Origin of the sequence: Kribbella pittospori (assembly GCF_004331465.1) — a bacterium.
Lineage (GTDB): Bacteria > Actinomycetota > Actinomycetes > Propionibacteriales > Kribbellaceae > Kribbella > Kribbella pittospori.
Genome location: NZ_SJKB01000002.1, coordinates 615,416 through 634,999 on the forward strand (window position 1 = coordinate 615,416; position 19,584 = coordinate 634,999).

General features: G+C 69.1%; 20 protein-coding genes. 10 read left to right on the forward strand and 10 right to left on the reverse strand.

All coding sequences use genetic code 11. The features are described from left to right. Positions 1-126 precede the first annotated feature (126 nt). Positions 127-4,062, forward strand: coding sequence for a Pls/PosA family non-ribosomal peptide synthetase (locus E0H73_RS09470; protein WP_131353103.1), 3,936 nt, complete (start codon positions 127-129; stop codon positions 4,060-4,062). Continuing rightward, positions 4,062-5,396, forward strand: coding sequence for a M1 family metallopeptidase (locus E0H73_RS09475; protein WP_131353104.1), 1,335 nt, complete (start codon positions 4,062-4,064; stop codon positions 5,394-5,396). The genes E0H73_RS09470 and E0H73_RS09475 overlap by 1 nt, the downstream gene beginning before the upstream one ends. Here E0H73_RS09475 and E0H73_RS09480 read toward each other — a convergent pair whose 3' ends face one another. Then, complete coding sequence (locus E0H73_RS09480; protein WP_131353105.1) at positions 5,397-6,260, reverse strand: LysR family transcriptional regulator; 864 nt, start codon at positions 6,258-6,260, stop codon at positions 5,397-5,399. Positions 6,261-6,330: 70 nt separating this feature from the next. Between E0H73_RS09480 and E0H73_RS09485 the strand changes: the two genes are divergently transcribed. Further along, entirely contained in the window at positions 6,331-7,296 is a 966-nt protein-coding gene (locus tag E0H73_RS09485; protein WP_131353106.1) for a nitrilase family protein, read from the forward strand. Here the strand turns inward: E0H73_RS09485 and ispF are convergent. From ispF to E0H73_RS09500, 3 genes are read right to left on the reverse strand one after another with little or no spacing between them, the layout of a single operon-like run. Beyond that, positions 7,286-7,756, reverse strand: a complete 471-nt coding sequence (gene ispF, locus E0H73_RS09490; protein WP_131353107.1) for a 2-C-methyl-D-erythritol 2,4-cyclodiphosphate synthase — start codon at positions 7,754-7,756, stop codon at positions 7,286-7,288. The two genes, E0H73_RS09485 and ispF, sit on opposite strands and share 11 nt — an antisense overlap. Further along, positions 7,753-8,448, reverse strand: a complete 696-nt coding sequence (gene ispD, locus E0H73_RS09495; RefSeq protein ID WP_131353108.1) for a 2-C-methyl-D-erythritol 4-phosphate cytidylyltransferase — start codon at positions 8,446-8,448, stop codon at positions 7,753-7,755. The genes ispF and ispD overlap by 4 nt, the downstream gene beginning before the upstream one ends. Before the next feature lie 20 nt (positions 8,449-8,468). Continuing rightward, the gene (locus tag E0H73_RS09500) at positions 8,469-8,954 is read right to left on the reverse strand and encodes a CarD family transcriptional regulator (protein WP_012918679.1); all 486 of its coding nucleotides are present in this window, start codon (positions 8,952-8,954) and stop codon (positions 8,469-8,471) included. 264 nt (positions 8,955-9,218) lie between these two features. Here E0H73_RS09500 and E0H73_RS09505 point away from each other — a divergent pair, with 264 nt between their 5' ends. Further along, positions 9,219-9,836 (forward strand): hypothetical protein, encoded by a 618-nt coding sequence (locus tag E0H73_RS09505; protein WP_131353109.1) that lies wholly within the window; start codon positions 9,219-9,221, stop codon positions 9,834-9,836. A 28-nt stretch (positions 9,837-9,864) separates the two neighbouring features. On the opposite strand, the gene E0H73_RS09510 is transcribed toward E0H73_RS09505, so the two are convergent. From E0H73_RS09510 to E0H73_RS09520, 3 genes are all read right to left on the reverse strand, one after another. Further along, positions 9,865-10,881, reverse strand: coding sequence for an iron-siderophore ABC transporter substrate-binding protein (locus E0H73_RS09510; protein WP_131353110.1), 1,017 nt, complete (start codon positions 10,879-10,881; stop codon positions 9,865-9,867). 83 nt (positions 10,882-10,964) lie between these two features. After that, entirely contained in the window at positions 10,965-11,642 is a 678-nt protein-coding gene (locus tag E0H73_RS09515; protein WP_131353111.1) for a response regulator transcription factor, read from the reverse strand. Further along, a complete protein-coding gene (locus E0H73_RS09520) occupies positions 11,639-12,853 on the reverse strand; it encodes a sensor histidine kinase (RefSeq protein WP_131353112.1) in 1,215 nt (404 codons plus the stop codon). The genes E0H73_RS09515 and E0H73_RS09520 overlap by 4 nt, the downstream gene beginning before the upstream one ends. Positions 12,854-13,058: 205 nt before the next feature. Between E0H73_RS09520 and phoU the strand changes: the two genes are divergently transcribed. Both phoU and E0H73_RS09530 read left to right on the forward strand, forming a co-directional pair. Further along, complete coding sequence (phoU, locus tag E0H73_RS09525; protein WP_131353113.1) at positions 13,059-13,769, forward strand: phosphate signaling complex protein PhoU; 711 nt, start codon at positions 13,059-13,061, stop codon at positions 13,767-13,769. Positions 13,770-13,846: 77 nt separating this feature from the next. Next, the gene (locus tag E0H73_RS09530) at positions 13,847-14,068 is read left to right on the forward strand and encodes a hypothetical protein (RefSeq protein ID WP_131353114.1); all 222 of its coding nucleotides are present in this window, start codon (positions 13,847-13,849) and stop codon (positions 14,066-14,068) included. Here E0H73_RS09530 and E0H73_RS09535 read toward each other — a convergent pair. Genes E0H73_RS09535 through mshA form a run of 3 tightly spaced genes read right to left on the reverse strand, consistent with a single transcriptional unit; the run spans position 14,049 to position 16,541 of the window. Further along, the gene (locus tag E0H73_RS09535) at positions 14,049-14,795 is read right to left on the reverse strand and encodes a phosphoglyceromutase (RefSeq protein WP_131353115.1); all 747 of its coding nucleotides are present in this window, start codon (positions 14,793-14,795) and stop codon (positions 14,049-14,051) included. The two genes, E0H73_RS09530 and E0H73_RS09535, sit on opposite strands and share 20 nt — an antisense overlap. Positions 14,796-14,805: 10 nt before the next feature. Then, positions 14,806-15,294: a type III secretion system chaperone family protein gene (locus tag E0H73_RS09540; protein ID WP_131353116.1), complete on the reverse strand. Its 489-nt coding sequence runs from the start codon at positions 15,292-15,294 to the stop codon at positions 14,806-14,808. Further along, positions 15,291-16,541 (reverse strand): D-inositol-3-phosphate glycosyltransferase, encoded by a 1,251-nt coding sequence (mshA, locus tag E0H73_RS09545; RefSeq protein WP_131353360.1) that lies wholly within the window; start codon positions 16,539-16,541, stop codon positions 15,291-15,293. The genes E0H73_RS09540 and mshA overlap by 4 nt, the downstream gene beginning before the upstream one ends. Before the next feature lie 144 nt (positions 16,542-16,685). Here mshA and E0H73_RS09550 point away from each other — a divergent pair, with 144 nt between their 5' ends. The 4 genes from E0H73_RS09550 (at position 16,686) to E0H73_RS09565 (ending at position 19,522) form a co-directional block, all read left to right on the forward strand. Then, positions 16,686-17,678, forward strand: a complete 993-nt coding sequence (locus E0H73_RS09550) for a hypothetical protein (RefSeq protein ID WP_202867275.1) — start codon at positions 16,686-16,688, stop codon at positions 17,676-17,678. Positions 17,679-17,690: 12 nt separating this feature from the next. Further along, positions 17,691-18,440 carry an SDR family NAD(P)-dependent oxidoreductase gene (locus E0H73_RS09555; RefSeq protein WP_131353118.1) on the forward strand — a complete coding sequence of 250 codons (750 nt, stop codon included), beginning with the start codon at positions 17,691-17,693 and terminating at the stop codon, positions 18,438-18,440. Positions 18,441-18,521: 81 nt separating this feature from the next. After that, positions 18,522-18,965, forward strand: a complete 444-nt coding sequence (locus tag E0H73_RS09560; RefSeq protein ID WP_131353119.1) for a helix-turn-helix domain-containing protein — start codon at positions 18,522-18,524, stop codon at positions 18,963-18,965. Between the two features lie 35 nt (positions 18,966-19,000). Next, positions 19,001-19,522 (forward strand): hypothetical protein, encoded by a 522-nt coding sequence (locus E0H73_RS09565; RefSeq protein ID WP_131353120.1) that lies wholly within the window; start codon positions 19,001-19,003, stop codon positions 19,520-19,522. Positions 19,523-19,584: the final 62 nt, after the last annotated feature.

The window sequence follows — 19,584 nt, forward strand, 5'->3', positions numbered from 1 at the left end:
CCCGCCACCGGCCGCGACAATTCGATCAACACGCCGGTCTAGGCCGGCAAGCGGTCGGTCCGGGACGGCCATCTCGCAGTCGGCCGGTATGCAGGAATTGTCAACTTTGCAGCGTATTATCCGGCCGTGACGTTGCGACGCGGGGAGCTGGCGGCGCCCGCGCGAACGTTGGTGGGGGTGCTGCAGGACACGGCCGACAAGTACGCCGATGAGCCGGCGCTTGATGACGGCAGCGTGAGCCTGAGCTACCGCGAACTACTGGAGCAGGTCACCAAGTTCGCAGCACGCCTGACCGCGGCCGGCATCGGCCCGGGCGATCGCGTCGGCGTACGAATCTCGTCCGGCCACAACGACCTGTACGTCGCCATCCTCGGCACACTCCAGGCAGGCGCGGCGTACGTCCCGGTCGACGCGGACGACCCGGACGAGCGCGCCGAACTGGTCTTCGGCGAGGCCGCCGTCGCCGCGACCGTCGCCGACGATCTCGAACTGACCGTCCTGCGCCCGCAACCAGGCCCGATCCCGGACAACGACAACGCCGACGGCTACTTCGACTACCCGTACAGCGCCCGGATGGATTCCCCCAGTACGACGGACGCCCGGCCATCGCATCACGACGGTCCGCGACCGGAGGATGACGCGTGGATCATCTTCACATCGGGCTCGACCGGTGTGCCGAAGGGTGTCGCCGTCACACACCGTTCCGCGGCGGCGTTCGTGGATGCGGAGGCGCGACTGTTCCTCCAGAAGGAGCCGATCGGCCCGGACGACCGCGTGCTCGCCGGCCTGTCGGTCGCGTTCGACGCGTCGTGCGAGGAGATGTGGTTGGCCTGGCGTCACGGTGCGTGCCTGGTGCCGGCGCCGCGATCGCTGGTCCGCAGCGGCATGGACCTCGGCCCATGGTTGGTTGCCCAAGGCATCACCATCGTCTCGACCGTGCCGACCCTGGCAGCGCTCTGGCCGGCCGACGCACTCGACCAGGTCCGGCTGCTGATCTTCGGCGGTGAGGCCTGCCCGCCCGAGCTCGCGGAGCGGCTCGCCGTCGACGGCCGCGAGGTCTGGAACACGTACGGCCCGACCGAGGCGACCGTGGTCGCGTGTGGTGCACAGCTGACCGGCAAGGGCCCGGTCCGGATCGGTCTCCCCTTGGACGGCTGGGATCTCGCCGTCGTAGATGCCGAAGGCAACGAAGTGGCCGATGGCGGCATCGGCGAGCTGATCATCGGCGGCGTCGGCCTGGCCCGGTACCTGGATCCGGCGAAGGACGCCGAGAAGTTCGCCCCGATGCCGACCCTCGGCTGGGATCGCGCGTACCGCAGCGGCGACCTCGTCCGCTACGAGCCCGAGGGCCTCCTCTTCCAAGGCCGCGCCGACGAGCAGATCAAGCTCGGCGGCCGCCGGATCGAGCTCGGCGAGGTCGACGCCGCGCTCCAAGCGCTACCCCAAGTCACCGGCGCCGCAGCCGCAGTCCGCGCGAGTGCGGCCGGAAATCAACTGCTCGTCGGGTACGTCGTACCCGAGGACCCCGACACGTTCGACCAGGCCAAGGCGACCGAGCGACTCCGCGAAGCTCTCCCCGCGGCCCTCGTGCCGCTGCTGGCGATCGTCGACACTCTGCCCACCAGAACGTCGGGCAAGGTCGACCGCAACGCCCTCCCCTGGCCGCTGCCCGGCATGGACTCCGACGGCCCGGCCGCCATGCTCGACGGCACGGCCGGCTGGCTGGCCGAACGCTGGACGAAGGTCCTCGGCGCCAAGGTCACCGGCCTCGACAACGACTTCTTCCTGCACGGCGGCGGCAGCCTCGCCGCGGCGCAGCTCGTGTCGGCGCTGCGCGAGCGCTACCCCGACGTGACCGTCGGCGACATCTACGAGTACCCGCGACTAGGCGCCCTGGCCGACAGGCTCGACGAGTCGACCGTGCTGATCACTGGCCCGGTCGAGGTCCGCGAGATCAGACCAACGCCGAAGTCCACGCAGCTACTCCAGACCGCCCTGACCCTGGTGCTCCAGACAGTCGTCGGCGTCCGCTGGCTCGTCTATCTCTTCACACTGAACAACCTGCTGGCCGAGCTCGCCGGCCCACTGCCCTGGCTTCGGACCGTCTCGTGGTGGTGGATCCTGGCCGGCTGGCTGATCCTGATCACTCCAGCCGGTCGGATGGGCATCGCCGTCGTCGGCGCTCGCCTGCTCCTGCACGGCGTGAAACCCGGCACCTACCCACGCGGCGGCAACGTCCACGTCCGGCTGTGGGCGGCCGAGAACCTCTCCGACGCCGCCGGCGCGGCGAACCTCGCCGGCGCGCCCTGGATCGCGTACTACGCCCGCGCCCTCGGCGCGAAGATCGGCCGCGGCGTCGACCTGCACACGCTCCCGCCGGTCACCGGCATGCTGACGATGGGCCGCGGCGCCTCGGTCGAGCCCGAGGTGGACCTGTCCGGCTACTGGATCGACGGCGACCAACTCCACGTCGGCACGGTGAGCGTCGGCGCCGAGGCAGTCGTCGGCTCCCGCAGCACGCTGCTCCCCGGGGCAGAGATCGGCCGGAACGCCGAGATCGCCGCCGGCTCGGCCGTCTCCGGCAAGGTCCCCCCGAACGAGCGCTGGTCCGGCTCGCCCGCGACCCGCGTCGGCCGTGCCCGCCACCCCTGGCCGGACCACCGTCCCGCCCGGGCGCCGTGGTGGGTTCTCGCGTACGGCGCTCAGTCCGCGGTCATGTCGTTGATCCCGGTGGCCGCTGCCGCCGCGGCGATCGTCGTACTGGGTCGTGCCCTGAGAGGAACCGACACCCTGCAAGCGGCCGCGCTCAAGGCTCTGTCTGCCATCCCGCTGATGACGCTGGTCGGGTTCGTCACGCTGGCCCTGCTCACACTGATCGGCGTACGGCTGCTCGGCATCGGCATCAAGCCCGGCCACTACCCGGTGCGCAGCCGGATCGGGTGGCAGGTGTGGGCGACCGAGCGACTGCTGGACTCGGCTCGCACCCTCCTGTTCCCGCTGTACGCGAGCCTGCTGACGCCGTGGTGGCTGCGCGCCCTCGGCGCGAAGATCGGCCGGGACGTCGAGGCCTCGACCGTGCTGCTGCTCCCGAAGATGACGACGGTCGGCGAGGGTGCGTTCCTGGCCGACGACACGATGATCGCGTCGTACGAGCTGGGCGGCGGCTGGCTGCACGTGGCCGGCGCGAAGGTCGGCAAGCGTGCCTTCCTCGGGAACTCCGGGATGACCGCACCGGGCCGATCGGTGCCGAAGAACGGCCTGGTCGCGGTCCTGTCGGCGGCGCCGAAGAAGTCCAAGGCGGGTACGTCGTGGCTCGGTTCGCCGCCGGTGAAGCTGCGCCGCCAGGCCGTCGAGGGCGACCAGAGCCGCACGTTCAACCCGCCGACGCGGCTGAAGGTCGCCCGGGCGCTGGTCGAGCTGTGCCGGTTCGTGCCGATGATGTGCACGGTGCTGATCGCGCTCGGTGTGCTGTTCGCGCTGCAGGCGATGGATCTGTGGATCGGTCCGTGGGCGACGCTCCTGCTGTCCGGCGCGGTGATCCTCGCCGCCGGCGCGGTCGCGGGCGGGATGGCGACGGTCGCCAAGTGGCTGATCGTCGGCCGGACCCGCGCGGTCGAGTACCCGCTGTGGAGCTCGTTCGTTTGGCGCAACGAGGTGGTGGACAGCTTCGTCGAACTGGTCGCGGCGCCCTGGTTCGCGAACGCGGCCGCGGGTACGCCGGTTCTCGCGCTCTGGCTGCGGTCCCTCGGAGCCAGGATCGGCAAGGGCGTCTGGTGCGAGACGTACTGGCTGCCGGAGGCGGATCTGGTCACCCTCGGCGACGGCGCCACGGTGAATCGCGGCTGCGTGCTGCAGACGCACCTTTTTCATGATCGAGTTCTCTCCATGAGCACAGTCACCTTCGGACCAGGCGCCACCCTCGGGCCGCACGGCATCGTCCTGCCGGCCGCCACGGTGGGCGCGGGAGCTACCATCGGTCCGGTGTCTCTGGTGATGCGTGGTGAAGGTGTGCCTGCCGGGACGCGCTGGGCCGGGAACCCGATCGCCCCCTGGCAGGGCTGATGGTTGCCCGCGCGACCGGGCGGCCCGGAGCGTCGACCGCAGGCGATCCCTACGTGCCCACTCACGGCAACGGCGGCTACCACGTGGAGTCGTACGAACTGGACCTGGACTACAGGGTCAACAGCAACCGCCTGAGCGGCAAGGCGACGATCACCGCGGTCGCCAACCAAGCGCTGTCCCGGTTGACCTTCGATCTGTCCGGCCTGCGGGTCGCGAAGGTGTCGGTGAACGGCCGCCGCGCCGCCCGCTACACCCACCGCTCCGGGAAGCTGCATGTGACGCCGTCGGCCGCGATCACGGACGGCGCCGAGTTCGTCGTCGACGTCCAGTACGCCGGCAACCCCAAGCCGGAGGACAGTCCGTGGGGTGAACTCGGCTGGGAGGAACTCACCGAGGGCGTGATCGTGGCCAGCCAGCCGAGTGGCGCTGCCACCTGGTTCCCCTGCAACGACCACCCCGGCGACAAGGCCCACTACCGGATCACGGTCACCACCGACTCGCCGTACCAGGTGGTCGCGAACGGCCGGCTCGTGTCGCGCCGGGTGAAGGCGAGCCGCACCACTTGGGTGTTCGACCAGGCCGCACCGATGGCGACGTACCTGGCGACGATCCAGATCGGCCGGTACGACGTCCTCGACATGGCCACGTCACCGGTGCCGACGCGGGCGGTGTTGCCGGCCGGGCAACTGCGGGAGTTCAGGACGGACTTCGGCCGGCAGCAGGACATGATGAAGCTGTTCTGCCGGCTGTTCGGGCCGTATCCGTTCGAGGGCTACACGGTCGTGATCACGGACGACGACCTGGAGATTCCGCTGGAGGCGCAGGGGATCTCGATCTTCGGGAGCAATCACGTGGACGGTCGGCGTACGTCCGAGCGGCTGGTCGCGCATGAACTGGCGCACCAGTGGTTCGGCAACAGCCTGACTCCCTCGACCTGGCAGCACATCTGGCTCAACGAGGGGTTCGCCTGTTACGCCGAGTGGCTGTGGTCGGAGGCGTCCGGCGGCCTGACCGCCGACCAGCAGGTGTCCAAGGCGTACGCCCGGATGCGGGGCCTGTCCGCGGACCTGATGCTGTCGGATCCCGGGCCGGAGATGATGTTCGACGACCGGCTCTACAAGCGCGGCGCGATGACCTTGCATGCCCTGCGCAAGCATCTCGGCGACGACGCATTCTTCGACCTGCTCCGGACGTGGACCAGGACCAACCGCCACGGCTCGGTGACCACCGACGACTTCATCAGCCTGGCCGCGACGTTCAGTCCCGACGAGGCCGCGCTCCTGGACCTCTTCGCCGCCTGGCTGGACACCTACGAACTCCCGCGCCGACGCTAGCTAGGCGCGAGCGACCTCTGCCGCGGCCTTCAGGAAGCGTTCTGTGAGCGGGGTCCGGGTGGACCAGGCGGCGCCGATCCACCACGACGCGGCCCGGCCGGAAAGCGGAGTCAGCCGGAGCTCCGGTGGAGCGATCCGTTCGGCGGACTGCGGTACGACGGACGGCCCGGCGCCGGCGGCCGTGAGAGCGAGCACCGTCTGCAGGTCGGCGGCCTCCTGAAGCACTTGCGGATGGCAACCGAGTTCGGCGTACAGGCCGTTGATCTGGGCGGTCAGGCCGGGACCCCGGGACGGCGTGAGGCGGACCAGCGGACGATCGTCGAGCCAGCGGCCGACGTCACGCGGTACGTCCTGGCCGGCCGGGACGGCCAGGGCGAGCCGATCCCTGCGGAGCCGGAGGCGTTCGAGGCCGGCCGGAACCGGCAGCCGGACGAAGCCGATCTGAAGGCTCCCGGCGAGCAGGCGTTCGCACTGCACTGCCGACGACATGTCGTCGAGGGAGATCGACACTCCCGGCCACCGGCTGCGGAACAACGCGACGGCTCGCGGCGCGAGGTCGATCGCGGAGAGCCCGAACCCGATCGCCAGCGATCCCTCGTCACCCGCAGCAACCTGTACCGCGCGCCGGTCGAAGGCCTCGGATCGCTCGAGCAGTTCGAGTGCGTCGGGTAGCAACAACTCCCCGGCCGGGGTCAGCCGGGCACCGTGCCTACCGCGAGTGAACAGAACGGATCCGACCCTGCGCTCGAGGACCTGGATCTGCTTGGTCAACGCCGGCTGACTGGTCGCCAACTCGTCGGCCGCGGCCCCGAAGTTCCGCAGCCGTGCCACCGTGACAAAGGTCCGGAGCAATCGGAGATCCATAACTCCAGGATATGGAATGTCGACCAATCGCTATTGGACGTCATGGATCGATCGGCGTTTCGATGGGCGCATGACCCTCTTCCGCAGCGCCGTCGTCCAGTTCCAGCCGGTCCCGGACCAGCCCGCGGCCAACCTCGCCACCGTCGAGCGCCTGGCCCGGGAGGCGGTCGCCGACGGCGCCCGGCTCGTCGTACTCCCGGAGATGTGCCTGCTCGGCTACTGGCACCTCCGCAACCATTCCGCCGAGCGGCTGCACGAGCTGGCCGAGCCCGCCGACGGACCGCTGGTCAGCCGAATCGCTGCCCTGGCTCAGGAGTTGGAGGCCGGCCTCGGCGTCGGCTTCCTGGAAGCTGCCGACGGCAAGCTGTTCAACGCGTACGCCGTCTGTCTCCCCAACGGCGAGGTCCACGTGCACCGGAAGCTGCATGCGTTCGAGCACGAGGAGATCGCGAGCGGATCGTCGTACACGGTGTTCGACACGCCGTGGGGCTTCCGGGCGGGGGTGCTGATCTGCTGGGACAACAACCTGGTCGAGAACGTCCGGATCACCGCGTTGCTCGGAGCAACCGTCCTGATCGCGCCACACCAGACCGGCGGGACGAACTCGCGCAGCCCGTACGGAATGAAGCCGATCCCGCTTGAAGTCTGGGAGAACAGGAAGCAGGATCCGGCGGCGGTCGAGGTCGCGTTCAACGGGCCGAGCGGACGGGAGTGGCTGATGCGGTGGCTACCGGCACGGGCGCACGACAACGGGCTGTTCCTGCTGTTCAGCAACGGCGTCGGTCGGGACGACGACGAACTGCGGACCGGCAACGCGATGATCCTGGACCCGTACGGACGGATCATTGCCGAGACCCCGGTACCGGACGAAGCCGTGGTGACCGCCGACCTCGACCTGGATCTGGTGCCATTGGCAACCGGACAGCGTTGGATGCGCGGCCGTCGACCCGAGCTGTACGGCCTGCTGACCCAGGTGATGGGCAACGAGCTCGATCCGCGGGCGGCCCGGTTCTCGAGCGAGCCGGTCAGTAGATAAGGGCGGTCGCGAACGCGGCGATGCCTTCACCGCGGCCGGTGAACCCCAGGCCGTCGGTGGTTGCCGCACTCACCGATACCTCCGCATCGCAGGCGGCGGTCAGCACCTTCTCGGCCTCCTCGCGGCGGGGTCCGATGCGGGGCCGGTTGCAGACGATCTGGACCGAGACGTTGCCGATCTCGAACCCGGCGGCTCGCACCCGCCGCGCCGCCTCGGTCAGCAAGGCGATCCCGGAGGCTCCGGCCCACTCGGGCTCGGCTGTGCCGAAGTTCGACCCGAGGTCACCCAGCCGGGCCGCACTCAGCAACGCGGTGCAGATCGCATGCGCGGCCGCGTCGCCGTCGGAGTGACCCGCGAGCCCAGCCGTCTCCTCCGGCCAGTGCAGGCCGGCCAGCCACATCGGCCGGCCGTCCTCCAGCGGATGTACGTCGATGCCGTTCCCGACCCGTGGGATCTTCATCCGAGCCGCCTCTCCGCCAGCATCGCCTCGGCCAGCAACAGGTCCTGCGGCCGGGTCACCTTGAACGCGTCCTGGGACCCCTCGACCGTCATCACCGGCACCCCGAGCCGCTCACACATCATCGCGTCGTCGGTCGCCCCAACGATGCCGGCGGCATGCGCACGACGCAGTACGCCGGGCTCGAAGCCCTGCGGGGTCTGCACGGCGACCAAAGTCGAACGGTCGGGCGTGTCGACCACCTCACCCGTCGGCGAGACCTGCTTGATCGTGTCGGTCACCGGGACCACCGGCACGACGGCCGGCGCGCCGCCACGAACCGCCGCGACCACCCGCTCGACCACGTCTGCCGGAACGAACGCGCGGGCCGCGTCATGGACCAGGATGCAGTCGATGCCGTCGGCCGGGACCACGTCCAGGGCCGCCCGGACCGAGTCGGGGCGTTCCGCACCACCCGGGACCACGAGCAGCCGGGCGTCACCGGCGTACGGCTCGAGCTCCTTGGCCACCGACTCCTCGAACCCGGGCGGTACGGCGACCACCAAACAGACGAGGTCGGCGGCGGTCGCTGCCTTCAGTCCACGAACTGCGTGGACCAGCAGCGAATCGCCACCGACCTCTCGAAACGCTTTGTAGTTCTCACCACCGAGTCGCAGTCCCAGTCCGGCCGCCGGGATGATGGCCGCAGTGCTCATGCGACGCGATCTGACCGAAGTCAGGAAGCGAGAACCTCATCGAGGATGGCTTCCGCCTTGTCCTCATTGGTGTGCTCGGCCAGGGCCAGCTCGGAGACCAGAATCTGACGTGCCTTCGCCAGCATCCGCTTCTCACCGGCGGAGAGACCGCGGTCACGCTCACGGCGCCACAGGTCGCGGACGACCTCTGCCACCTTCATCACGTCACCGGAGTGCAGCTTCTCCAGGTTCGCCTTGTAGCGACGCGACCAGTTGGTCGGCTCCTCCGTGTGCGGTGCGCGCAGCACGTCGAAGACGCGCTCCAGGCCAGCCTGATCCACGACGTCACGCACGCCGACGAGATCGAGGTTGCACGCGGGGACCCGGACGACCAGGTCGTTCTGAGCGACGATCCTCAAGACCAGATAGGTCTTGTCCTCACCTTTGATCTGACGGGTCTCGATGTCCTCGATGACGGCCGCTCCGTGATTGGGGTAAACAACCGTCTCGCCGACTGTGAAAGTCATATGTCACGTGCCCCTTTCCGAGATCCATCTTACCACGTGCTGGGTGGTCCGGTTTCGGCGTTTGCGCTGGTCAGAGGCCACTTCGTGGGTTGACAAACGCTGGCGGCCGTGCCTCGTGCGCGCGTGAATGGTTGCCGGGGACACCGTCGCGACACCCCGTGACGGGCATCCCGCCGTCGGGGCCGCAGCAGCCGCGGGCTACGCTTTCCTGCGCCGGAGGCTGCTGCCTGACGGCGTCGAACAGCTTGCAGAAGAGGGATTCCAGTGCCGATCACGTTGTCCTCGCGGTTCGTCCGGCGTACCGCGCTGGCCGGGGCCGCCGCCACTCTCAGTATCGCGCTGGCGGCGTGCGGCGCGAACTTCAACGCCCAGACCGCGAAGCCGTACCAGGCCGCCGAGGGCACCAACGCCGATTCCGGCTCGATCAAGGTTCGCAACATGCTGGTGCTGGCCACCGCGGACGGCAAGGGCGAGTTGCACAGCGCGATCATCAACGACGGCAGCACCGACGACACCCTGGTCAAGATCGAGCAGGCCCCGCCCGGCACGCAGGACGGCCAGGCCGGCGGCGACCAGCCGGGCCAGGTCACGTTCAGCGAGTTCGCCCCGATCGTTCTGAAGGCCGGTACGTCGACCATGCTGCCGGCCGCCGGCAGCGAAACGGCGAGTGCGACCCCCACGGAGACGCCGTCGGCAGACCCGACTGCTACCCCGACCGAGACGCCGAGTGGCGACGCCAGTAGGCGCATCACCGTCACAGGAGGCAAGCCCGGCCAGATGATCAACGTGGTGATCACGTTCGGCCAGGCCGGCCCGATCACCACCTACATCCCGGTGCTCACCGACAACCACTACTCGCCGACGCCGCCGCCGGCCGAGTAGCGGCCCCGGCCCCAGACGGCGGCCTGCGTCAGCCGGCCGCCGCAGCAGCCTTGGCCAGGTTCGGGATGGTCTTGTCGAGCACCCACGGGACGCTCAGCACGCTGACCGCGCTCATCCCGGAGATGACCTGCTGGTCCTCCATCGCGTACGCACTGCCACGCTTCACCGCACCGAGCGAGGAGTAGACCGGGTCGGCCAGGAACTTCTGCGCCCCGAGGCCGTCGACGTACGCGACCAGTACGTCGGCGTCCACGTCGGCCACCTTCTCCTTACTGATGGCGAGCGAGAACTCCTTCTTGGTGTTCGTCTTCTCCAGGGCCTCGACGCCCGGCGCGTTCTTGAAGCCCATCTCGTTCAGGATCTGCACCCGCGGGTCACCCGGCATGTACACGTAGTTCTCCGCGCCGAACGAGCCGACCGTGATCGTCTTGCCCTTGAACTCCGGGTGATCGGTCGCGACCTGCTTGATCTTGTCCTGGATCCCGGCGATCAGCTTCTCCGCGTCGGCCTTCTTGCCGAGCGCCTCACCGACCAGCAGGGTCTGGTCCTGCCAGGTGGTCTGCCACGGCGCACCCGGGTACGCGACCGTCGGCGCGATCCCGGACAGGGTCTTGTACGTCGCCTCGTCGAAGCCCTCGTACGGCGCCAGGATCACGTCGGGCTTGAGCGCCGCGATCTTCTCGAACGGGTACTTGTCTGCGGTGTCGAGCAACTCGGTCTTCGCCGGGTCGAACTTGCCGGCGTCCCAGGCGGTGACGCCGGCCGCGGTCGGGCCGTAGGTCACCTTGGGCATCCCGACCGGTGTCTCACCAAGCGCGTAGACCACGTCCTGCGCGTTCCAGCCGAGCGTGACGATGCGCTCCGGCTTCTTGGTGACGGTGGTTTCACCGAACGTGTTCTTCAACGTGACCGGGAACCCGGCGGCCGCCGTACTGGCAGAGCCGGTGGCCTGCTCGTCGGCGTCATTGCCGCACGCGGCCAGCGTGGTGGTCGCGACCACCACGGCGGCGACCGCGCTGACCACCCGGGAACGGGACCAGGACATGGTGACTCTCCTTCGACAGATTGCCTCAACTAAGGAGAGCCTAAGCTAACCCCGAAGGCCGTCGCGACCTGTGGGGCTGTGACTCAGGACTCGAACTTGTAGCCCAGACCACGCACCGTGACCAGATGCTGCGGGTTCGACGGGTCCTTCTCCAGCTTCGAGCGCAGCCGCTTCACGTGCACGTCCAGGGTCTTGGTGTCGCCCACGTAGTCGGCGCCCCAGATCCGGTCGATCAGCTGCCCGCGGGTCAGCACCCGGCCGGTGTTGCGCAGCAGCATCTCGAGCAGCTCGAACTCCTTGAGCGGGAGCCGGATCTCGGTCCCGGACACGGTCACCACGTGCCGCTCGACATCCATCCGGACCGGACCGGCCTCCAGCGTGTCGGGCAGCAGCTCGACATCCTGGCCACGGCGCAGCACCGCACGGATCCGGGCCAGCAGCTCGCGTGGACTGTAGGGCTTGGTGACGTAGTCGTCGGCGCCCAGCTCCAGGCCGACCACCTTGTCCACCTCGGTGTCCTTGGCGCTGACGATGATCACCGGGACGTTGCCCCGGCTCCGCAGAGCCCGGCACACCTCCGTGCCGGACAGACCCGGCAGCATCAGGTCGAGCAGGACGATGTCCGCACCGGCCCGGTCGTACTCGTCCAGCGCGTCCGGGCCGGTCTCCGCGACGGCGACCTCGAACCCCTCCTTGCGCAGGACGTACGACAACGCGTCGCTGTAGCTCTCTTCGTCTTCGACGACCAGCACTCGGGTCACGAAGCTGCCTCCTTGGTTCTTTCCGACGGGGTAGGCGTCAGATAAAGGGCCGGCTCGTCCTGGCTGGAGGAGTCGGTCTGACCCGCTGCGGGTTCGAGCCGCAGAGGGAGTCTCACGGTGAAGGTGGAGCCCTGGCCCTCGACACTCCAGACCCGTACGTCGCCGCCGTGGATGGAAGCGATGTGCTTGACGATCGAGAGGCCGAGACCGGTGCCGCCGGTCTCCCGGCTGCGGGCCCGGTCGACCCGGTAGAAGCGCTCGAAGATGCGCTCCAGGTCGCCGGTCGGAATGCCGACGCCCTGGTCGCTGACGGTCACCTCGACCAGGTCCCCGATCGGGTGCGCGGCGACCGCGACCCGGGTGCCGTCCGGGCTGTAGTTGACCGCGTTCTCCACCAAGTTGCCGATGGCAATGGACAGCTGGTCCTCGCTGCCCATCACCTCCAGGTCGGGCTCGGTCTTCACGACGATCTTGATGTCGCGGTCCTCGGCGTCGACCCGGCAGCGGTCCACCGCGGCCTCGATGACACCGTTGATGTCCACCGGGCCGGGGTTCTCCAGCGGGTCGTCCCCCTGCAGCCGGGACAGCTCGATGATCTCCTTGACCAGCCGGCTCAGCCGGGCCGCCTCGACCTGCATCCGGCTGGAGAACCGCTGCACGGCCTCCGGATCGTCGGAGGCCTCCGAGACCGCGTCGGCCAGCAGGATCAGCGCGCCGATCGGCGTCTTCAGCTCATGGCTGACGTTGACGGTGAAGTCGCGCCGGATCGCCTCCAGGCGACGCTCGCGGGTCCGATCCTCGACCAGGACCAGCACGAGTTGGCTGCCCAGCGGAGCCACCCGGGCACTGACGTATTGCGTCGCGCCCAGCCGGCCGCGGACGATCTCCAGGTCCTGCTGCCGGATCTCGCCGTCGCGGCGGACCGCGCGGACCATGGTCAGGATGTCGTCCACCACCAGGCGTTCGCCGCGGACGATGCCGAGCACATGGGCCGGCGCACTCGCCTGCAGGACCTGGTCCTCCGGACCCATCACGACGGCGGACGAACGCAGTACCGACAGAACCGTGGCGACGCCGGTCGGGACGATCGGGTCCGGGGACTCCGGGATCTTGCGCTGGGCCCGCTCGCTGAGCATCATCGCACCGAGTGAAAGCAGAGCCAGGGCCGCGCCGATGACGCCGCCCAGCACCGCAGCCAGCGTGGGGTCCACGGCAACGATGCTACGCGGGCAACCAGCAGGGAAAGACCGAATGATCGCGGGATGACCGGGACGCGACCTAACTGTTCATCAGGCGTTCACCACTCGTCGCCATCCGGCAACCTCGACGGCATACGGTCACCGTTGGGCGGGTACCGGGCCGGTGGCCCGCTCCGCCCTCGCGGCAACCGGACACCAGAGATCGGAAACGAACACAATGCGTGACACCTACCACGAGCAGCTCGACGACATCCTCGCCGAGCTGGAACGGATGACGCGCACGGTGTCCACCGCCGTACGCCGCTCGACCTCGGCCCTGCTGGAAGCCGACATCCGGATGGCCGAAGAGGTCATCGCGTCGGACATCCAGCTGGACGCGGCCGGCGAGGGCGTCGAGGAGAAGGTCTTCGAGCTGATGGCGCGGCAGTCGCCGGTCGCCAACGAACTGCGGATGCTGGTCGCCGCGCTGCGAATGGTCGCCGACCTGGAGCGGATGGGCGACCTGGCCGCGCACGTGTCCAAGATCGCGCGGCTGCGCTACCCGTCGCCGGCCATCCCGGACGAACTGCACGACGTGATCCAGGAGATGGGCACGGTGGCCGGCAAGATGGTCGACGCCGCCGGTGACGTGATCAAGAGCCGCGACGTCGAGGCAGCGAACAAGCTGGAGGCCACCGACGACCAGATGGACAAGCTGCGCACCAACCAGTTCCGGCTGATGATGGACGACGACTGGCCGCACGGCGTCGAGGTCGCGGTCGACATCGCGCTGCTCGGGCGGTACTACGAGCGCATCTCCGACCACGCGGTCTCGATGGCCCGCCGGGTCGTCTACCTGGTCACCGGCGAGCTCCCGGTCGCCATCGGCGGTACGGCGGCGGGCTCCGGCGCCGGCGCCTCCACGCCGAACCCCAACGGCACCAACTGACCCAGACACCAAGGCGCCCCCGGCAGATTGTTGCCGGGGGCGCCTTTATGTGCCGGGTTTCCGATAGCGTCCCTGCCATGGACGAATCTGTCACCGAGCGGCTGGTCAACACCGACGTGTCCGCCATGGACGGCGCCGAGATGCTCGCGCATCTCGACGCGGTGCAACAGCAGCTGAAGGCCCTCCAGGAGAGCAAACTCGCTCTTCTGGAGGACAATCCTCAGCTCGTGGCCGCGAGTCCCGAGCTGCAGGCCCTGCTCGAGCAGCTTCGGGCGGAGGTCAGCGGCCCTGGTTCTTGACGGCTTCGATGGCTTCCTTGGCGGCCACCGGGTCGAGGTACTCGCCGCCCGGGGTGATCGGCTGGAAGTCCTCGTCCAGTTCGTAGTACAGCGGGATGCCGGTCGGGATGTTCAGGCCGACGACGGTCTTCTCGTCCAGGTTGTCCAGGTGCTTGACCAGGGCGCGCAGCGAGTTGCCGTGGGCGGCGACCAGGACGGTCTTGCCGACCCGCAGGTCCGGCACGATCGCGTCGTACCAGTAGGGCAGCATCCGCTCGACGACGTCCTTCAGGCATTCGGTCGTCGGCATGATGTCGGACGGGAGCCCGGCGTAGCGCGGGTCGCCGGCCTGGTCGTACTCCGAGCCGCGCTCGATCGGCGGCGGCGGGGTGTCGTAGGAACGGCGGAACAGCATGAACTGCTCCTCGCCGAGCTCCTCCAGGGTCTGCTTCTTGTCCTTGCCCTGCAGGCCGCCGTAGTGCCGCTCGTTCAGCCGCCAGGACCGGCGGACGTCGATCCACTGGCGGTCGGCGACCTCGAGGGCGATGGTCGCGGTCCGGATCGCCCGGCGCAGCACCGAGGTGTGCAGTACGTCGGGCAGCAGGTCGCGGTCACGCAGCAACTCGCCACCGCGCTGCGCCTCCTCGACGCCCTGGGCGTTCAGGTCGACGTCGACCCAGCCGGTGAAGAGGTTCTTGGCGTTCCAGTCGCTGTGGCCGTGGCGGAGCAGGATGAGGCGATAGGTCATGGCCCTCAGACTACTTGGGCTCCAGCCAGCCTTTGAAAGCGTCCAGGTTGCGGGTGGATTCGCCGCGGGAGACGCGCCACTCGTACTCCTTGCGGATCGAGGACGCGAAGCCGAGTTCGAGGATCGTGTTGAACGACGAGTCGGCGTACTCGAGCACCGCGCCGAGCAATCGGTCCACCTCGGTCGGGGTGATCGCGTGCAGCGGGACCTTTCCGTCCAGGTGGATGTCTCCCAGGTGGTCGACCGCGAACGCGACGCCGTACATCTTCAGGTTCCGCTCCAGCAGCCAGCGGTAGACGGCCTCGTGGTTCTCGTCCGGGTGCCGGGCCACGAACGCGTGCACTTGCACCGCCTGCGCTCCGACGATCAATGAGACGGTCGTCTTCAGCTTCCGCTCGCCCGGCAGATCGGCGCTGAACTCCCCCGGACTGGTCTCGGTGAACTCGAGCTCGTTCTCGGTCAGCACCTGGCGGATCACGTCCGCCGCCGAAACTCTCACCCAGCCACCTCCGCGGCCAGCTCGGCCGCCATCGTCTCCGTCGCCGTCCGGTACGCGTCCAGCGTCTTCTTGGCGGTCAGTTCCCAGCCGAAGGCCTGCGCATGCTTGACCGCCGCCCGGCTCATCGTCTCGCGGGTGTGCGGATCCGTCGCGATCCGGGCCAGCGCGTCGGCGAACTCACCGACCGCGTGGCCCCGCACGAGCAGCCCGGTCTGCCGGTCCACGACCGCGGTCGTCAGGCCGCCGACGGCCGCCGCAACAACCGGCGTACCGCAGGCCTGGGCCTCCAGCGCGACCAGCCCGAAGGATTCCGAGTACGACGGAACGCAGACAACCGATGCGGCCCGGTACCACTGCGCCAGACCTGGCCGCTCCATCGGCTTCACGAACCGCGTCACGTCGTCGACGCCCAGCGCCCGGGCCAGCTCCGCGTGCGACTCCGGGTGCTCCATCCCGTTGCCGGATGGGCCGCCGATGATCGCGACGACCAGCCGGCTCCGCAACGACGGATCCTGCTCGAGCATCCGCGCGGCGGCCCGGATCAGCAGATCGGGCGCCTTCAGCGGCTGGATCCGGCCGACGAATGCCAGTACGACGGCGTCCTCGGGTACGCCGACCGCACGCCGGGCCTCGGCCTGGTCGCCGGGGCTGAACATGTCCAGATCCACGCCGGGGTTGACCACACCGACCTTCGCGGGCTGAGCGCCGTACAGGGTGATGAGCTCGTTGGCCTCATCGTCGGTGTTGGCCAGCAGCCGGTCCGCGGCCTCGACCACCTGCTCCTCACCCAGCAATCGCGCCGGCGGCTCGGGTACGTCGTCCTCCGCGAGGCTGGCGTTCTTCACCTTCGCCATGGTGTGCATGGTGTGGACGAGTGGCACGGCCCAGCGGTCGCGGGCGAGCAGCCCGACCTGGCCGGAGAGCCAGTAGTGCGAGTGGATCACGTCGTACCAGCCGGGCTCGTGGATCGCCTCGGCGCGCAGTACGGCCCGAGCGAACGTGCACAGCTGGGCGGGGAGCTCGTTCTTGCTCAGGCCCTCGTACGGCCCGGCGGCGACGTTGCGGACCACAACGCCCGGCATCAGCTCGACTCTGGCGGGCAGCGCCGACGAGGTCGCCCGGGTGAAGACGTCGACCTCGATCCCCAGCCCGGCAAGCCGTTTCGACAACTCGACCACGTAGACGTTCATCCCACCGGCATCACCGGTCCCCGGCTGATCCAGCGGCGACGTGTGCAGGCTGATCATCGCAACCCGCCGAACGGGACGGTCAGCGGACGGTACGGTCACGTGGTCAGGGTAACTCCGGCGACGTCAGGTGGGTCTACCACCACCACGATCGAGGGATTCGCTCCACTGCGCTCGAGGCGGCGCGCCGAAAGCATGGATCACATGCGTAGAGTCCTCGAAGAAGTGCGGTCCTGGCATCGTCCGCTGATGGTCATGGTGCTGGCCATGGCCGGTCTCGTCCTGACGGCCGGCGTCGGCCTGGTCGCCGACCACCGCGAGATCCTCAACGAGTCCGTGTGGCTCAAGCCGTTCAAGTTCGGCATCGCGTTCGTCCTGTATGGCGCGACCCTCGCCTGGCTGGTGTCCCGGCTGCGCAAGGCGAAGCGTTTCGGTTGGTGGGTGGGTACGGCGTTCGCGGTCACCGGCGTGGTGGACGTCGGGTTCATCGCCGTCCAAGCGGCCCGCGGCACGTTCAGCCACTTCAACGACAACACCGACACCTTCAACCAGGTCGGCCAGCGGATCTTCATGTCCGGCGTCCTCGGCCTGTTCGGCGCCAGCCTGGTGATCGCGGTCATGCTGTTGTTCCAGCGGGTCGGCGACGCACCCCTGAACCGCGCGATCCGGGTCGGCCTCGGCCTGGCGGTGGCCGGGATGGGGATCGCCTTCTACCTGGTGGGCGCGAACTCCGACCGGCAGCAGGTGACCGACGCCTACGGCCACCCGGTCACGCTCGCGGGCAGTCATGGCATCGGCGTCGAGGCCGGCGGGCCCGGGATGCCGTTGACGCACTGGAGCACCGTCGGTGGCGACCTGCGCATCCCGCACTTCGTCGGGCTGCACGCGATCCACGCGCTGCTGATCGCCGTACTGATTCTGACCCTCCTGTCCCGACGGGTGGCGTGGCTGCGTCCCGAGCGGGTCCGCGCGCGCCTCGTGGGTGTGGCCGCCTTCGCCTACACGGGGTTGATGGTCACCGTGACGGTCCAGGCGTTCCGTGGTCAGTCGCTGATCCACCCCGACGTACAGACCCTGGGCATGCTGGCGGGCTTCGTCGCGATCAGCCTCGCGGCCCTGGCCGCGGTCGTCGGATCGGCTCGTCGCCAGGCCGCGGTCGCCGATCGGACAGAGCGCGTGCTGGTCCAGCAGGTTTGAGAGACTCGGCCTATGACTTCGAGCAGCCGTCCTCTTGCCGTGGTGACCGGAGCGAGCAGTGGGATCGGGGCCGCGTCGGCGCGGTACCTGGCCCGTGAGGGGTTCGAGGTGGTGTGTGCGGCCCGTCGGCTGGACCGGATCGAGGCGCTGGCGAAGGAGATCGACGGGCGTGCGGTGCAGTGCGACGTCACGTCCGCGGAGGACGTGGCGGCGCTGGCCGAGGCGGTCGGTGAGCAGTTGCAGGTGCTGGTGAACGACGCCGGTGGCGCGTTCGGGTTCGAGCCGGTCGCGGACGCGGACCTCGAGGCCTGGCGGCAGATGTACGAGGTGAACGTGATCGGCGTCGCCGCGGTCACCAAGTCGTTGCTCCCGGCCCTTGTCGCCGGGAAGGGCACGATCATCGTGATGGGATCCACCGCCGGCCAGGTCGCCTACGAGGGCGGCGGTGGGTACGTCGCCGCGAAGCACGCGGCCAAGGCCGTCGTCGACACCCTGCGCCTGGAACTGTTCGACCAGCCGGTGCGGGTCTGCGAGATCGCCCCCGGCATGGTCCGCAGCGAGGGCTTCGCGCTGACCCGCTTCAGCGGCGACCAGGCCAAAGCCGACGCCGTGTACGCCGGAGTGGGCGAACCACTCACCTCCGAGGACATCGCCGACATCGTCGCCTGGATCGCGACCCGCCCGTCGCACGTGAACATCGACCGGATCACGGTCCGCCCCCGCGCCCAGGCCGCGCAGCACAAGGTTCACCGGGTGCAGTAACAGCGCCGTACCTCCCTGACGTGAGCGGCCTCACGGCCATCCTGCTTGCAATTGCAAGCACTCTGCTAGCACACTGGACGCATGGCCAGGTTGAGTGATCGCGTCGCAGGTTCGGTGGGCTCCGTCGGGGAGTACCTCGCCGAGCAGCGACGGAACGCGCAGCTGTCGTTGCGGCAGTTGTCCGACCTGGCCGGTGTGTCGAACCCGTACCTCAGCCAGATCGAGCGCGGCCTGCGGAAACCCTCGGCCGACGTACTGCAACAGCTCGCGAAGGCACTGCGGATCTCCGCGGAGACCCTGTACGTGCGGGCCGGCATCCTCGACCCGGACGACGGTTCGGACGGCCGGAGTGCTTCCGGTGTGGTCGAAGCGGTGCTGCTCGATCCCGTCCTGAACGAGCGGCAGAAGCGTGTCCTGCTGGACGTCTACGCGTCCTTCGTCCGTGAGAACACGCCCTCCGACGAGCCGGCCGCGGCCAAACCGACGGCCAGGAAATCCCCGGCAAGCAAACGCACCACCAAGTAATCGCATCCTGCTGCAAACACCCGAGGAGAAGCCTGATGGCTACCCGTACGCCTGTCACCCCGTTCTACGCGATCGCCGGCGCCGGCGACCTCGCGGTGGAGAAGTTCCGCGCGGTCAGCGAGGACGTCACCGCCCGGTTCGCCAAGCTGGACCAGAAGACCCTGCAGACCGAACTGACCAAGGCGCAGTCCGAGGTCACCAAGCGCTTCGACGCCTTCGTGGCCGACGCGAAGACCGCCCCGGCCAAGCTGCGTGAGCTGCCCGCGGTCGCGCAGGCCGGTTTCACCACCGTGCTCGGCCAGGCCGAGGAGACCTACGAGGACCTGGCCGGCCGCGGCAAGGACCTGGTCGAGCGGATCCGCAGCCAGAAGGCCACCGAGGACCTGGTCACCCAGGCCAAGACCACGGTGAGCAAGGCGAAGGCGACCCGCACCACCGCGAAGAAGACCGCCCAGACCGCGACCCGCAACGTCAAGGCGACCGCGACCAGCGCCCGCAAGACCGCGAAGACGGCCTCCAAGGCGGCCACGGACGCTGCCGACAAGGTCGGCGACTGACGGTAGTTTTCCCGACCGGGTGGCCCCGATCTGCGAGCCAGCAGAGGTGGGCCGCCCGGTCT